Here is a 14,242-nt window from a genome sequence, read left to right as displayed (position 1 = left end):
GCCAAGCACCCCGGGCCGATGATTCCCACATCCACAACGCCCCGAAGGAGAACGCCATGACAGACTCACACCCCCACCCCATGACCTCTTTCAATAGCATTGATGCGCTGCCAGGCTGCTGGAAGCTGGGCGCTGGCCGGGCGTTGACCTTGCGGCCAACCCAGCCCGGACTGCTGCGCATCGCGCATGGACAGATGTGGATCACCTTTGACAACGCGCACAGGGACGAGGGCGTACGCGGCGGCGATCACTTTCTGGGCACGGGCGAAGAACTCAAGCTGCTGCCCGGACAGATGCTGGTGATGGAGCCCTGGGGCGCTGGCAGTGCATCGGCTGCCTACTTCGGCTGGGACCCTCTGCCCGAAACTGCGGGCGTGGCGCTTGCGAGTCCCTCACGGCATGAGTTGGCGCAGCGGGCGGTGGCCCTGCCCTGGCGGGCTGGTGTGGTTCAGCCGCTGCGAGACTTGCGCGGGGCGCTGGGTTTGGCCGCCGCCGCCTCGGGCCGCTTGACTTTTGATCTGGCTGGCGCGACCGGTGCGGCCATGCTGGCATTGCTGCCGCGTTTTGCCACAGATTTTGCAACTGGCCGCGCCCGCACTGCTTTGGCTGTGCGCGCTTTAAAGGCGCAGTCCAGCGACAACCGGGCCCACTGCGCCATCAGCTGAGGCGACTCCATCGCGTCTTCCGGCGCGCTGTAATAGTTCAGCTTCATGGCCTTGCCTTTTGCCTTGTAGACGAAAGGCGCGCAACCCGCAGCTTCAAATAGGGGGCGGCTTTGTTCGTCAGCCTTGAGCCACAGGGTGTCGCCCTGGCCCAGGTCGGCCAGCAGCGCGATGTTCAGCCCGCCGGTGTTGATGCCGAAGCCGCCGAACATGCGGCGCGCCGTGCACGGCCCGACGCTGCCCAGCAGCTCGCAGCAGTAGTTGGCGAAAGAGAGGTCTGCAGGCATGCCGCTACTTTAGCGTCGCCTGCGTGCTTCACAATAGCGCATGGCCCGCCCCAAATCTGCCACCCACGAGCTCCAGCGCGAAGCCATCCTCGACGTGGCCGCCCAGTGTTTTGCGCAGCGCAGCTACATGGCGGCCAGCATGAACGACATCGCCGCCGCCTGCGGTACCTCCAAGGCCAGGCTGTACCATTACTACGGCAGCAAGGAAGCCATCCTGTTCGACCTGCTGGACCGGTACACCCAGCACTTGCTGGCCACCATCGGCCAGACCGAAGCCAGCGCACAGCGCAAAAACCTGGACGACCGTGCAGCTCTGCATGAGCTGATCCGCAACTTCCTGGACCAGTACGAAAGCTCTGCAACGCGGCACAGTGCGCTGCTGGGCGACACCAAGTTTCTCGGCGATGCGCAGCGCGAGCTGATCCTGGACCGGCAGCGCGATGTGGTGTCGGCCATGACACGTTTTCTCAAGCGCGCCTACCCGCAGCGCATCACGGCGACCAACCAGACGGCAGTGACCATGATGCTGTTTGGCATGATCAACTGGACGTTCACCTGGATGCGTCCCGACGGCCCCATGAGTTATCGGGCCTTTTCCGAAGAAGTTGTGGCCATGCTGGAGCGCGGCCTGGCTGGGTGAAGTACGGAATTCAACTATTCGTAATAAGTTACGTATAGTAGAATCACCCGGCGCCCACGATTCCCGGCCGGCATCCGATCGGCCTCCTACGGAGACCCCATGTCCAAAGCTTTTGCCTCGCAGTCCGACCTCACCGACAAAAAGATCACTTTCGAGCAGCTCAGCGCCCACTGCTGGGCCTACACCGCCGAGGGCGACCCCAACTCCGGCGTGATCATCGGCGAGAAGTTCATCATGGTCAGCGATGCGACTGCCACACCCGCGATGGCTCAGGACCTGATCGCCCGTATCCGTGAGGTCAGCGACAAACCCATCAAGTACGTGCTGCTGACGCATTACCACGCAGTGCGCGTGCTGGGCGCCAGCGCCTACATCGCCGAAGGCGCGACCGAAGTCATTGCCAGCCAGGGCACCTACGAGCTGATCGTCGAACGCGGCGCCGAGGACATGCAAAGCGAGATGGAGCGTTTCCCGCGCCTGTTCCGTGACGCTGAAAGTGTGCCCGGCCTGACCTGGCCGACCCTGTTGATCAGCGGCGGCAACCCGGTCAAGGGCGAAGTCCCTGGCAAGCTGGTGATTGACCTGGGCGGCGTGCGCGTGCAGATCTGGCACCCCGGCCCCGGCCACACCCGCGGCGACACCATCGCCTGGGTCGAGGAGGAAAAAGTGCTGTTCTCGGGGGATTTGGTCGAGTACAACGCCGGCGTCTACACCGGGGACGCCCAGCTTGAGGAGTGGCCCGTTACGCTCGAAGCGCTGCGCGCGCTCAAGGCCGAGGCCATCGTGCCTGGCCGCGGCGAAGCCATGAAAGGCGCGGCAGAAGTCAACAAGGCCATTGACTACACGGTGCAGTGGGTGGAAACGCTGTACCGCTGCGGCAAGGAAGCCGCCGCCGCCAAGATGGACCTCAAAAGCGCGATGGCGCACACCCGCAAAAGCATGGACCCGGTCTTTGGCCAGGTCTTCATCTATGAACACTGTCTGCCGTTTGATGTGAGCCGCGCCTATGACGAGGCCAGTGGGATCAAGAATCCGCGCATCTGGACGGCGGAGCGTGACAAAGAGATGTGGGCGGCGCTGCAAGCCTGACCCTGCTCTTCGGGAAAGCGCGGATTTCACCTCACCATTTTTCGCTTCGATCCCCGCAAGCGGGGCCCCTCGCAGGTCGAAAAATGCCTCGCCGCGCATCTGGACGGCGGAGCGTGACAAAGAGATGTGGGCGGCGCTGCAAGCCTGACCCTGCTCTTCGGGCAGGCGCGGATTTCACCTCACCATTTTTCGCTGCCGTACCGGCAGGCGGGGCTTTCGCAACCCGGCCTCAGGCGTCCAGGTCGAGTGAGGAAAGCAGGCCCAGAAAAGCGTCGACCGCGTCTTGCCCTCTGAGTATTTCCAGCAGGCCCAGTGCATCGTTGTCGTCCAGTGTGGTGTAACCCATGCTGAAACGGCTGAAGCGCCGTCCGGCAAGGGGCCCCTGGTGCACGACCTGCAGGTTGAAGTGACGTTCATCCGTCTCAATCCGCGCCAGCTGCGCCATGACGTCTGCCTGGCGGCCCTCCATCTGTTCACAAAAGCGCATACCGTCAAAAATGAGCAGGCCGGTGATCTCCAGCCAGCGGTTGTGCAAGCGCGCCTTCCCGACGATCTCCGCCATCACACTGGCGGATGCGTCAGGTGCGATGGTGCTCACATACAGGATTTCGTACAGTTCGGCGGGTTGATTCAAGTTCATGGTGGCGGTTAACTGTAGCCGCCTGCGCTGATTGTGGCAACGTGTAGGGTGCCAAGGCGCTCAGCTGTCCCTATGCGGGGTCGTGACCAGCGCCTGACGCTGCTCCGCACCAAGTCGCTGCACCGCCTGGCCGACTACGACGATTTGCCCATGTGCCAGGTACCTTTGTTGTAGGCCGGCTCTGACACAACCGCGCTGTGACCGACGACAGCGCCACCCGCAGCATTTTTCTAAGCTGTAGGTTCCGCGTTCCTGACGCACCACCGCAACTACCGCCATAGAAAAGCCGTGATGAACAGCAAAATAATCTACCGGCCGGGCCTGCTGCAGCAGCAACCCCGGCGACCCGTCAACCGGCAACAGCAGCAAAGCAGCGGCTCAGGTGAATTCCAGCCGCCACGTAGCAGACAACTGGGCCAGGAAGCCGTCACTACGGGGCGCCCGCGCCAAGTGGGCGACAAGGCTGGCCGAGGTGGCTTTTAGGTCTTTCTCCAGCCAGCATTGCCCCGCAAATTTCCATCACAAGGAATCAGCATGAAAAGCAAACCAGCGCCCCGGCAGACGTCCGGCAAGCCCAGCCAACCCGAACAGCAAATCGGCGAAGGCAGTTACGAAGGAGCGCGGGACTACCGCGAGAACATCGATGCGTACTTGCAGGGCGCCGATGTGGCCGCCGATGCCAAGGCCGCAAAACCGGCCAACGCCGCCGAAGCCGCCGAACTCAAGCACGCCGAAGATGAGGGGCGATCGCATTCAAAGTCCAGGGGCTGATACAGCCCCCCCGGGCTTGGCTCGCCTCTGGGTTGGTGCGTTTGTGCGTTTTTTCGCGGTGCTTTGCAAGCCCAAGCGCCGCTCAAAAGTCCTGGGAAGCCAGAATCCTGAAGTCCTGCGCATAGTCACCCAGCGTCTCGACTGCTTTGGCGCGCTGTGCCGGGCTGGTGCTGTTGTGAAGCAGCGCCAGCATCCTGCAGTTGTCGCGAGTCAGCTGTTCCTGATGACGGCGATAGGCCGGGCTGGGCGAATTCAGCGAACGTTCGAAGTAGCCACTGACCGCAGATTTGGTTTGGGCAGAGGTGGCGCCGCCAGTTATCAAGGGCGCCAGAGTTTGCAGCGCATCCTGCTGACGGCGCTGGTATTCGGCCAGTGACATGCCGGCATCAAATGCTGACAGCGCCATCTGCCTGCGCAACAGCGCCACCTGCTTGTCGGTCAGCGTGCCGTACAACATCTCGGCGCGGTTGACCGTCTTTTTCAGGCGCTTGTCGAGCAGCGCGCTTGACGGGCCTTCCAGAAAATCGTTCCGGTACTCCTGGTTCAACTTTAAAAACTTGCCTTGAAGAAACTTGAGCTGGTCCGGGCTCAGTGTGACGGCCAGCTCGGCGACGATGCTCTCTGTGCGCCGGGAAATTGCGAGCAGGCTGCTGCGCACCTCTTCGCCTGCGCTGCAAACCTGGACCTCGTCCAGCTCGCCGGGCAGAAGACGCTGCCACTTTTTCAGGCGCTCGGCATACGCCGGCAACTGGGTGCTGCGGTGCCAGCGTTGAATCTTGACCAGTTCATCCTTGAGCCGGAGCGTCTGCGCGCCGTTGAAATCCAAATAACCGTCGAGCTGCAGGTAGGCCAGCTCGTGCGCCTGGTTATAGGCAATCTTGACAACGCTGCAGGCCGTCAGCAGCCCGGTCAGCCCCAGCAGCGCTGCAAGACCGATAATCCGCAGCAAACCTCCCGACGGCGGCGCATGCGCGCCCATCCAACAAGGCACAGGAAATCTCATGGCAACTCCAGTTGATGTCGTCATCATGGCAGCGGGCAAAGGCACCCGGATGAAAAGCCGGCTGCCCAAAGTGTTACACCGATTGGGCGGTCGTGCGCTGCTGGCCCATGTGACTGACTGCGCGGCCGGGTTATCGGCAAGGCGCGCGGTGGTGATCACCGGCCACGGCGCAGACGAAGTCGAGACTGCAATAGGCGCTGCGGTCCACCCCAGCCTGCCGTTGTCTTTCGTGCGTCAGGAGCCGCAACTGGGGACCGGCCATGCGGTGCAGCAGGCCATGCCGCTGCTGGCGGATGACGGCATCACGCTGGTGTTGTCGGGCGACGTGCCGCTGACCCAGACGGCCACTTTTCAGGCCCTTCTGGCGCAGTGCGACGGCCAGCGCCTTGCCCTGCTCACGCTCAGCATGGCCGACCCAACGGGGTATGGGCGTATCGTTCGCGCCGGCGCAGAACCCTCCGCCCAGGTGCGCGCCATCGTCGAGCACAAGGATGCGACGCACGCCCAGCGCGAGATCCGCGAAATCTACAGCGGCATCATGGCCGTGCCCACGCACCTGCTGCGCAGCTGGCTGGCCCGGCTGGACAACAACAACGCGCAGAACGAGTACTACCTGACCGACATCGTGAAGTTTGCGGTCGCCGACGGCGTGGCCGTGGTGGCGCAACAGATCACCGACCCGGCCCAGGTGGCCGGCGTCAACAGCCCGGTCCAGCTCGCCGAGCTCGAGCGGGTGTACCAGCGGCGGATCGCCACTGCGCTGATGGAGCAGGGGGTTCGGCTGGCGGACCCCGCGCGGCTGGATGTGCGCGGCACGCTGGTCTGTGCGCAGGATGTGGAGATTGACGTCAACTGTGTCTTCGACGGCGCGGTGACCCTGGGCGAAGGCGTGCGTATAGGCGCCAACTGTATGGTGGCCAATGCCAGCATCGCAGCCGGCGCAGTGATTCATCCCTTCACACACATCGACGGTGAAAAGCTGGGCGTTCAGGTCGGTGAGGGCGCTCTGGTTGGTCCCTTTGCGCGGCTGCGGCCCGGCGCTCAGCTCGGCGCCGAAGTGCATATCGGCAACTTTGTTGAAGTCAAAAATGCCAGCCTGGCCCGCGGCGCCAAGGCCAACCACCTGGCCTACGTGGGTGACGCGACCCTGGGCGAGCGTGTCAACTACGGCGCAGGCAGCATCACCGCCAATTACGACGGCGCCAACAAACACCGTACGGTGATTGAGGCTGATGTACACATTGGCAGCAATTGCGTACTGGTGGCGCCGGTGACTATAGGCGCCGGCGGCACGGTGGGCGCCGGTTCGACCATCACCAAAAGCACGCCGCCTGGCGCGCTGAGCGTGGCGCGCGGCAAGCAGGTCAGCCTCGCCAATTGGGAGCGGCCGGTGAAGACGCCCAAGCGCTGATGTACCGGGGTGGCCGCAGGACCGCGCGGCGCCAGTAGCAGGGCGTTAGCGCGCGGTACGGTACGGCTCGTCAAACGCCACGAAATCTTTTTCTGCCAGCGCTTCCTTGATCCATGCCTTCACGCCCGGCGCCTGGCTGACTCTGGCGACGTAGTCTGCGATGTGGGGCGGGACCGGAAGGGCGTAGCTTGTCAGGCGCATGCACACCGGGGCGAAAAACGCATCTGCAATCGAGAACTCGCCAAAAAGAAACTGCGGGCCGCCGCTGCCACCTGCGCCGCCGTGCTGATCCAGCAGCTCGGTCCACATCGCCACGAGTCGTTCCACGTCTGTGCGCACCGCAGGCTTGTCGCGCCATGCCTGTGCACCGGCCTGCGCCAGCGAGGCCTCGATATTCATGGGGCAAGCGCTGCGCAGCGCGCCAAAGCCAGAGTGCATCTCTGCGCAGATGCTGCGCGCGCGTGCGCGAGCATGGGCTTGCTGCGGCCAAAGCTGTTTCTGCGGAAATTTCTCGGCAATATATTCTGCAATCGCCAGCGTATCCCAGACCGCTAAACCGTCGTCCAGCAGTACCGGTACCCGGCCCGCCGGGCTGACTGTGCGGACGCCCTGTTTGAAGGCGGAGTCGTCGGCGAAGGCGTCCTTGCCAAAACGCACCATGACCTCCTCGAACGCGATGTCCGCCTGCTTGAGCAGCACCCAGGGGCGCATGGACCACGAAGAGTAGTTTTTGTTGCCAATATAGAGTTTGAGCATGTTCTTTTTGTCGTCGCCAAATGAGTGAAACCGTCATGCTACAACGCGCCACCTGCACCATTGATGCAAAGAAGACGCGCTATGGATGCGCTTCGACCGATGCTTAAAAGCGGCCGGCGTTTTTTCGCTTGACGGTCAGGTTGCTGCGCAAACCCCAGCCGCCGCCGTCTGGACCCAGGTAGGTCGGGGCGATGGCTTCGAGCGCAGTGGGCGTGATGCCCAGCGCATCCAACCCCGGCAGGTTGCCGCTGGCGATGTTGGGTTGGGTCATGGAATCGAGGTTGTCCAGGCTCATGAGCGGCTCGCCAGGCACCAGACCCATCAGGCGGGCCTGCAGGCGGCCCAATGCGGCAGGCAGAGGCAGTACAACCCGTCCCCGGCCCTGGTTGACACCGCTGAAGCGGCCCGCCAGCTCGACCAGTTGCCGGAGCGTGAAGACGTCCGGACCGCAGGCTTCGTAGGTCTGGCCCACGCTTGCGTGGGTGTGCTCGTCCTGCAGGCAATGCACGATGGCGCTGGCCACGTCTTGCACCCACACCGGCTGGAACAGCGCGTGGCTGGATGCCAGCGGAATCAACGGGAATATTTTCTGCAGTTTGGCAAAGGTGTTGAGAAATTTGTCGCCGTCGCCGAACATTACGCTGGGCCTGAGCAGGGTCAGGGCGAGGCCGGCCTGCTGCAGCGCCACCTCGCCGTGCCCCTTGCTGCGCAAATACATCGAGGGTGCGCCGTCCGGGTTGCGTGCGTCGGCGCCGAGTGCGCTGATGTGGATCACGCGCTGGACGCCGCCGGCGGCACAGGCGCGCGCGAGTTTTTGCGGCAATTGCACATGGACCCGGTCAAAGGCCTGCTGCGTGCCATGCAGGATGGCGACCAGATTGACGACGGCGTCGTGGCCGGTCACCAGTCGGGTCAGGGCGGCCTCGTCATGGACATCGGTTTCAACCACATCGAGCGCCGGCAGCATCTGCACGTCTCTGGCGCTGGCTTCCTGCCGGGTCGGCACCGTCATGCGCCACTGCAGCTGCGTCAGTTTTTCGCAAAGGTGGCGGCCGACGAAGCCAGTGCCGCCGAGCATCAGTATTTTTTTCATAGGCCCCTATTAAACGCCTTCACGCGGGTTGACGCAAAAACACCGGCAGGCTGTCGATGATATGCGGGACGGGCCGTTTTTCCATAAGCGTGAGGTGCTCCTGAAATAGGATCAATGGGCGGGCAGTCCGACGGCGTCAGGGCCGACAAATCGCGGCGGTGTAGGCAGCCGCCGCAACAGATATCTGCCTTCCAGCCTACACGTATTTGGCAGCCGGTTCCGGATAATCAGGGCATGAATATTTTTGAAGCACTTCGTACCAGCCACGAAACCCAGCGCGGCCTGGCCGACGCCCTGATCAGGACATCGGGAGACAGCAAAGAGCGGGACGTGCTCTTCAAGGAGCTGAAAACCGAACTCGCAGCCCATGCCGCCGCTGAGGAGCGGTTTTTTTATGTGCCGCTGATTGCGCACGACATGACACAAGAGCCCTCCCGCCACGGCATTGCCGAACACCACGAGATGGACGAGCTGGTTGAAAAGCTGGAGGGCACCGAGGCCAGCTCGCCAGCATGGATTGCTGTGGCCAAAGAGCTGCACCACAAGATTTTTCATCACCTCAAAGACGAAGAGCAGGGCATTTTCCAGCTTGCAGGCAAGGTGTTGAGCGAGGCCGATAAATTGTCACTGGCCAAAGACTACGAAGGTGAATTTCTGTCGCAGCGTGTCAAGGCCTGAGGCGCTCCTGCTGCAGCATGAGCAGCTTCACCTTCAAGCCAATGACGGCTGCAGCGGCTGATGCGTCTGCGCAGGCAGATTCTGATTGAATAACATCTGGCAAACCCGCCATGCATACAGTGCCTGCAGCGCTCAAGGCATTTTCTCGTCGGACGGCGGTGCCGACGTTTCGCGCGGGCCGACCATGCCCAGCCGTGCCTTGAGCGATTGCGGCTGGCCGCTTAGCATGGCGGCGTAGTTGGTGGTGTTGGACAGCACTTTTTTTACATAGTCGCGCGTTTCGCTGAAAGGCACGTTCTCGGCCCAGATGGCGGCCTCAAGGATTGGCCCGTTGCGCCAGTTGCGCGGCCGCCCCGGGCCGGCGTTGTAGGCCGCAGCGGCCAGCGCCATGGAGCCGCCGAAGTCGTCGAGCGCGCGTTTGAGGTAGGCCGTGCCGATGATGATGTTGGTGTCCCGGTCGTTGATCTGGTCGGCGGTGAAACCGGTCAGGCCGATATAGCGCGCTGTCTCGCGTGCGGTGGCCGGCATGACTTGCATCAGACCCGATGCGCCGACGCTTGAACTCGCGTCCATGATGAAGCGTGATTCCTGACGGATAAGCCCGTAGACGTAGGCCGGGTCCAGGCCGATTTCACGGCTGCGCTGGATCACCGCGTCGCGAAACGGCATGGGGAAACGCTGCTCGGCGTCGAAGGCGGCGTCTGTGCGCTCGCTGGTGTTGATGCAGCGGTCCCAGATGGCGCGGTCGCAGGCGAACTGGGCGGCTGCCAGCAACTCGCGCTCGCCCATGCCGCCGCGCGCGTGCAGGTTGGTGCTGTAGTTCCATTCGCGCACGCCTTCGCTGCGCAAGCCGATGGCGATGGCATAGGCGGCGCGGTTCAAGCCCGGGCTCAGCCGTGCCGCCTCTTTTTCTTCCACGCTCAAGGCCTGCGGCCTGGCGGGCAGCGTGATTTTCTGACCCAGCTCTTCCAGTGCCAGTTGCTCGTAAAAGCCACGCACCGAGGCGATCGATTGCAGCAGGGCCAGGGCTTCGGCGCGTTGCGGCGGCACTGGCGCGCTGGCGGCTGCGGCCGGCGCATTGGCGAGCAGCGCGCGCGCCTTCCAGTACGCCCAGACCGGTTCCTTGCGCGCGCCGTCGCTCATGGCGTTGATGGCGCCCAGCACCACGGGCCAGCGCGGCGTGCTGCCGGCGCGCAAGGCGGCGCGCACCTTCCAGCCCAGCATGTCGTCGCTCAGGTCGGTGTCCTTGCTGACCTTGCTGAAGTAGCCCAGCGCGTCGCTGCTGAGCTTGCTCGCGGCCTGCCGGCCAATGGCGCCCCAGGCCCAGTTGCGCTCTTCGGTCGAGAGCTGCATGCCCCATTTGTCTTCGACGAAACGCGCGGCGCCGTCGGCATCGGTGCTGGCGAGCTTGACCAGCGCCAGGACAATGATTTCCTTGCGGACCTTTCTGATGGCGATCACCTTGGTGGCCAGAAAGCGGGTGGGGCTGGCGTTGAGCTCGTTGACCAGACTGACGGCTTCGGGGGCGATGATTTCGACGGCGTCGCGCGCCGCGCGCGGACGATTGGCTTCCGTGGCCAGCCTGGCCTTGATCCAGGCATCCTGCTGGGTCAGGTTGCGGTTGCCGATCAGCCGCGACGCGGCGCTGGTGCAGCCGTCGCTGGCTTCGCGCTGGGCGAACCAGTTCCTGCGCACTTCGTCGGCCAGTTGCGCGTCGGCGCCGGGGTTTTTGAGGTGCTCGACCAGCAGCGCGTAACAACGCACGTCGCGGTCATCGCCCATGCGAAAGTTCGGGTACTCGGCGGCAAACGCCGCCCAGTCGCGGCGCTGGCCCAGCAGCAGCAGCCAGTCGTTGCGCAGGCGGTCTTCCTGGTAGCTGCCGGCGTAACGCGTCATGAAGTCCTGCACTTCGCGGGCACTGGCTTCGTCCAGCCGCGCCTTGAGCTCCCAGTAGGCGGCCCAAGGCTCCAGCGCATGACCCTTCGCCTGCGGCAGCAACTGCGTGAGCCGGTTTTTGTCGCCGCGCTTGAAGGCCTTGTTCATCTCCACCAGCGCCTCGTCCGCGCGAGAACCGCTGGTTTGCGCCCATGCTGGCGCGGGGATGTAAAAGGGCGCGAGGCCCGAAATGAGGGCTGTGACCAGAAATTTGGATAGCATCGGGACATTATGGACAAATTAACTGCACGAAAAGCGCTGATAGAACAACGCCTGAACCTGCCGGACCGCCTACAACGCGCCGACCTCCTGCAGCGAGTCATGCGGATCTGGCTGGTGGGCCGCGACGACGCCGTGATAGGCGCCTATTGGCCAATCAAGGGGGAGTTTGATCCACTGCCCGCGCTGTATCGCTGGCAGGAAGACGCCATCCTGGGCCAGGATTCAAGAGAAAATCTGGCTGTCGCCCTTGAGGGACGGGCGGAGTCTGCTACTGAAAACATAGCAAACCGCTCGCCGCGCAAGATCGGCCTGCCGGTCGTCGACAAGCTGCACAAGACCCTGACCTTTCACGCCTGGTACCCGGGCTGCCCCATGGAAGAAGACGCCTACGGCATTCCCAAACCCAAAGACACCGAGGTCATCGTGCCGACCCTGCTGTTTGTGCCCTGTGTGGGTTACGGGCCGGGCGGGTTTCGCCTCGGTTACGGCGGCGGCTTTTACGACCGAACGCTGGCGACCCTGCAGCCCAAACCCATCACTGTGGGACTGGGTTACAGCCACGGCTGGCTGCCGGATCTGGAGCCCGAGCCGCACGATGTGGCGCTCGATGCCATCCTCAATGACAAGGGTGTGGTCTGGCCGGTTTGAGGGCTTGAGCCTGCTCCGCAGGCCGGCGTTGCCGCCTCAGAGATCGAAAAACACCGTCTCGTTGTCGCCTTGCATGCGAATGTCGAACCGGTAAACCACACCCGCCCCGGTGACTTGCCGCCTGGCAAGCAATGTCGTGCGGCGCTGGGCGGGGACGCTGGCCAGCACCGGGTCCGCTGCATTGGCGGCAGCTTCGTCATCAAAATAAATGCGCGTGAAGTTATGCACCAGCATGCCACGCGCCGTGATGCAGACGGTGACGTACGGTGCCTGACCGTCTGCCACCGGACCGGGCTTGACGGTGTTGAACACATAGTGGTGCCCGGCCAAGGTGCCGGTGCCGCAGCGGCCGAAGCCGGTGAAGCCGCTGCTGGCGGCCTCGGCCGGTGTACGTACAAACTGGCCGGCTGCGTCGGCCTGGCTGATTTCAACCATGGCGTCGTGGATCGTGTTGCCTGCGCCGTCGATCACCTGGCCGGTGATGACGATGTGTTCGCCCTCGGCCTGCGGCTGGGCCAGCACGGGCGTGAACAGGCTCTTGAAGTCGTAGGCGTACTGGGTGGGCGTCAGGCCGTAGGCGAAAAAAGGACCAACGGTTTGGGAAGGGGTCTGCAGCAGGGGGCGCATGGTGGGCATGTGGGCAGGGCTCAGGTTATTCAAACCGCGCGGCCTGGGGGCCGCGCAGCACGATGTCAAACACATAACCGAGCGCAAAGTCGGGCTCGGTCACGTCGAGGCTGAATCTGGACACCATCAGCGCGCGGCTTTTTTCCGGTGCGCCCATGTACATGGGGTCGAAAGGCAGCAGCGGGTCGCCCGGGAAATACATCTGCGTGACCAGGCGGCTGGCGAAGTACTCGCCGAACAGCGACAGGTGGATGTGGTTGGGCCGCCAGGCGTTCGGGTGGTTGCCCCAGGGGTAGGCGCCCGGCTTGATGCTCAAAAATTTGTAGCGGCCCTCCGAATCAGTCATGCAGCGCCCGGCGCCCAGGAAGTTCGGGTCCAGCGGCGCGTTGTGCTGGTCGGCCTTGTGCACATAACGGCCAGCCGCATTGGCCTGCCAGATCTCGACCAGGGTGTTTTTCACCGGGCGGCCGTCTTCGTCGCTGACGCGGCCGGTGACGATGATGCGTTCACCAAGCGGCTCGCCGTTTTTGATGGCGTTGCGGGTCAGGTCATGGTCCAGCGGGCCGAGCTGGTCCGCGCCGTACACCGGCGCAGCCATGTCGGCGAGCGCCTGCCTGATCGGCAGCAGCGGTTTTTTCGGCCCGCGCAGCAAGGTGGACTTGTAGCCGGGGTCGACATGGGCAGGGTGGGCGGACCAGTCACGCGGTGACAGGGCAGAGGGGGCGGGGCTGGCGGCCATGGAGTCTCCGGATAAGGCAGTTTCTGCTTCATTCAGCGGGGATGAGGCGGGCTGAAAGGCACGGTTCAAGACTTTATCTGTCTCGAATAGTTATGTATATTGATATTTTTTAGCAGGATCCATAACCATTGGATATATTTGAGGCCATGATAAACGGGCGTATCAAATTCAGGCACTTGCAGTGTTTTCTGGCGGTGGCGCAGCAGGGCAGCCTGCAGAAAGCCGCAGGCATCCTGTCCATCACCCAGCCGGCGGTGTCCAAAACGCTGAAAGAACTGGAAGCGATGCTGGCCGTGCGCCTGTTTGAGCGAGGCCGCCGCGGCGCCGTGCTGACGCGGGAAGGGGAGGCTTTCATGCGCCACGCCGGCGCCAGCGTCAGCGCGCTGCGCGAAGCGGTGGCCAGCGTCGCGCAGGCCAGCCGCGAGTCCGGCGCGGTGCTCGACATTGGCGTCTTGCCCACCGTTGCGCCCTCACTGATGCCCGAGTTGCTGCTACTGCTGGACAGCCAGGTTGCCAAAGAGCCGGCCCGGCCGCGCAGCAGGCTGCGTATCCACACGGCCTCCAACCCGGAGCTGCTCAACCAGCTGCGCCAGCGCGGGCTTGACTTGGTGATAGGCCGTTTCGCCGAGCCCTCGCAGATGCTGGGGCTGAGCTTCGAGCACCTGTATGCCGAACCGCTGGTGCTGGCGGTGCGGCCCGGTCACCCGCTGCTGGGCGGCGAGGCCCCGGTGCAGGACGCGCTGGCGCAACTGGGGCGTTTCACGGTGGTGTTGCCGATGCCGGGCACCGCCATCCGCCATTCTGCCGATACTTTTTTGCTGCAGCGGGGGCTGGGCGCGCCCAGCCGCACGCTGGAGACGCTGTCGGTGTCGCTGGCCCGCCACTACACCGCAGCCAGTGACGCGGTGTGCCTGTTCCCGCTGGGCGCGCTGGCGGCCGAACTGGCCAGCGGCGCGCTGGTGCGCCTGCAGGTCAACACCTCGGGCACGGAAGAGCGGGTGGGGCTGACGCTGCGCGCCGACATGGCGGCCACGCCAGCGC

16 protein-coding genes and 1 pseudogene are annotated in these 14,242 nt (G+C 63.8%); 9 read left to right on the top strand and 8 right to left on the bottom strand.

Annotated elements, in window-relative coordinates; all coding sequences use genetic code 11:
• Positions 1 to 56 precede the first annotated feature (56 nt).
• Entirely contained in the window at positions 57 to 665 is a 609-nt protein-coding gene (locus tag ACESMT_RS10845; RefSeq protein ID WP_372826600.1) for a DUF2917 domain-containing protein, read from the top strand.
• Between the two features lie 17 nt (positions 666 to 682).
• Here the strand turns inward: ACESMT_RS10845 and ACESMT_RS10840 are convergent.
• Positions 683 to 874, bottom strand: a pseudogene (locus tag ACESMT_RS10840) (TfoX/Sxy family protein); the annotation flags it as partial.
• Positions 875 to 989: 115 nt separating this feature from the next.
• Here ACESMT_RS10840 and ACESMT_RS10835 point away from each other — a divergent pair.
• Together ACESMT_RS10835 and ACESMT_RS10830 are read left to right on the top strand one after the other, a co-directional pair.
• Positions 990 to 1,589: a TetR/AcrR family transcriptional regulator gene (locus ACESMT_RS10835; protein ID WP_372826599.1), complete on the top strand. Its 600-nt coding sequence runs from the start codon at positions 990 to 992 to the stop codon at positions 1,587 to 1,589.
• Between the two features lie 99 nt (positions 1,590 to 1,688).
• Entirely contained in the window at positions 1,689 to 2,678 is a 990-nt protein-coding gene (locus ACESMT_RS10830; protein ID WP_372826598.1) for an MBL fold metallo-hydrolase, read from the top strand.
• A 229-nt stretch (positions 2,679 to 2,907) separates the two neighbouring features.
• Here the strand turns inward: ACESMT_RS10830 and ACESMT_RS10825 are convergent, their stop codons facing one another.
• Positions 2,908 to 3,318, bottom strand: a complete 411-nt coding sequence (locus tag ACESMT_RS10825) for a BLUF domain-containing protein (protein ID WP_372826597.1) — start codon at positions 3,316 to 3,318, stop codon at positions 2,908 to 2,910.
• A 291-nt stretch (positions 3,319 to 3,609) separates the two neighbouring features.
• Between ACESMT_RS10825 and ACESMT_RS10820 the strand changes: the two genes are divergently transcribed.
• Both ACESMT_RS10820 and ACESMT_RS10815 read left to right on the top strand, forming a co-directional pair.
• The gene (locus ACESMT_RS10820) at positions 3,610 to 3,801 is read left to right on the top strand and encodes a hypothetical protein (RefSeq protein WP_372826596.1); all 192 of its coding nucleotides are present in this window, start codon (positions 3,610 to 3,612) and stop codon (positions 3,799 to 3,801) included.
• 51 nt (positions 3,802 to 3,852) lie between these two features.
• Complete coding sequence (locus tag ACESMT_RS10815) at positions 3,853 to 4,089, top strand: hypothetical protein (protein ID WP_372826595.1); 237 nt, start codon at positions 3,853 to 3,855, stop codon at positions 4,087 to 4,089.
• A gap of 82 nt (positions 4,090 to 4,171) precedes the next feature.
• Here ACESMT_RS10815 and ACESMT_RS10810 read toward each other — a convergent pair whose 3' ends face one another.
• Positions 4,172 to 5,092 carry a DUF6279 family lipoprotein gene (locus ACESMT_RS10810; RefSeq protein ID WP_372826594.1) on the bottom strand — a complete coding sequence of 307 codons (921 nt, stop codon included), beginning with the start codon at positions 5,090 to 5,092 and terminating at the stop codon, positions 4,172 to 4,174.
• On the opposite strand from ACESMT_RS10810, the gene glmU reads away from it, so the two are divergent.
• Positions 5,091 to 6,503, top strand: a complete 1,413-nt coding sequence (gene glmU, locus ACESMT_RS10805) for a bifunctional UDP-N-acetylglucosamine diphosphorylase/glucosamine-1-phosphate N-acetyltransferase GlmU (protein ID WP_372826593.1) — start codon at positions 5,091 to 5,093, stop codon at positions 6,501 to 6,503. The two genes, ACESMT_RS10810 and glmU, sit on opposite strands and share 2 nt — an antisense overlap.
• Positions 6,504 to 6,548: 45 nt before the next feature.
• Here glmU and ACESMT_RS10800 read toward each other — a convergent pair whose 3' ends face one another.
• Positions 6,549 to 7,259 (bottom strand): glutathione S-transferase family protein, encoded by a 711-nt coding sequence (locus ACESMT_RS10800; RefSeq protein WP_372826592.1) that lies wholly within the window; start codon positions 7,257 to 7,259, stop codon positions 6,549 to 6,551.
• A gap of 103 nt (positions 7,260 to 7,362) precedes the next feature.
• Positions 7,363 to 8,352, bottom strand: coding sequence for a complex I NDUFA9 subunit family protein (locus ACESMT_RS10795; RefSeq protein WP_372826591.1), 990 nt, complete (start codon positions 8,350 to 8,352; stop codon positions 7,363 to 7,365).
• 234 nt (positions 8,353 to 8,586) lie between these two features.
• Between ACESMT_RS10795 and ACESMT_RS10790 the strand changes: the two genes are divergently transcribed.
• A complete protein-coding gene (locus ACESMT_RS10790; RefSeq protein WP_372826590.1) occupies positions 8,587 to 9,030 on the top strand; it encodes a hemerythrin domain-containing protein in 444 nt (147 codons plus the stop codon).
• Positions 9,031 to 9,162: 132 nt separating this feature from the next.
• Here ACESMT_RS10790 and ACESMT_RS10785 read toward each other — a convergent pair whose 3' ends face one another.
• A complete protein-coding gene (locus ACESMT_RS10785) occupies positions 9,163 to 11,187 on the bottom strand; it encodes a transglycosylase SLT domain-containing protein (RefSeq protein WP_372826589.1) in 2,025 nt (674 codons plus the stop codon).
• A 9-nt stretch (positions 11,188 to 11,196) separates the two neighbouring features.
• Here ACESMT_RS10785 and ACESMT_RS10780 point away from each other — a divergent pair, with 9 nt between their 5' ends.
• Positions 11,197 to 11,835: a 5-formyltetrahydrofolate cyclo-ligase gene (locus ACESMT_RS10780; protein WP_372826588.1), complete on the top strand. Its 639-nt coding sequence runs from the start codon at positions 11,197 to 11,199 to the stop codon at positions 11,833 to 11,835.
• Positions 11,836 to 11,871: 36 nt separating this feature from the next.
• On the opposite strand, the gene pcaG is transcribed toward ACESMT_RS10780, so the two are convergent.
• Both pcaG and pcaH read right to left on the bottom strand, forming a co-directional pair.
• A complete protein-coding gene (gene pcaG / locus ACESMT_RS10775; RefSeq protein ID WP_372826615.1) occupies positions 11,872 to 12,462 on the bottom strand; it encodes a protocatechuate 3,4-dioxygenase subunit alpha in 591 nt (196 codons plus the stop codon).
• Positions 12,463 to 12,487: 25 nt separating this feature from the next.
• A complete protein-coding gene (gene pcaH / locus ACESMT_RS10770) occupies positions 12,488 to 13,201 on the bottom strand; it encodes a protocatechuate 3,4-dioxygenase subunit beta (RefSeq protein WP_372826587.1) in 714 nt (237 codons plus the stop codon).
• 128 nt (positions 13,202 to 13,329) lie between these two features.
• Here pcaH and pcaQ point away from each other — a divergent pair.
• The coding region (pcaQ, locus tag ACESMT_RS10765; RefSeq protein WP_372826586.1) for a pca operon transcription factor PcaQ at positions 13,330 to 14,242 on the top strand (913 nt) is incomplete at its 3' end.

Origin of the sequence: Polaromonas sp. (assembly GCF_041689105.1) — a bacterium.
Lineage (GTDB): Bacteria > Pseudomonadota > Gammaproteobacteria > Burkholderiales > Burkholderiaceae_C > Polaromonas.
The sequence above is the reverse complement of the archived record's forward strand: the minus strand, read 5'-3'. Positions and strand labels throughout refer to the sequence as shown.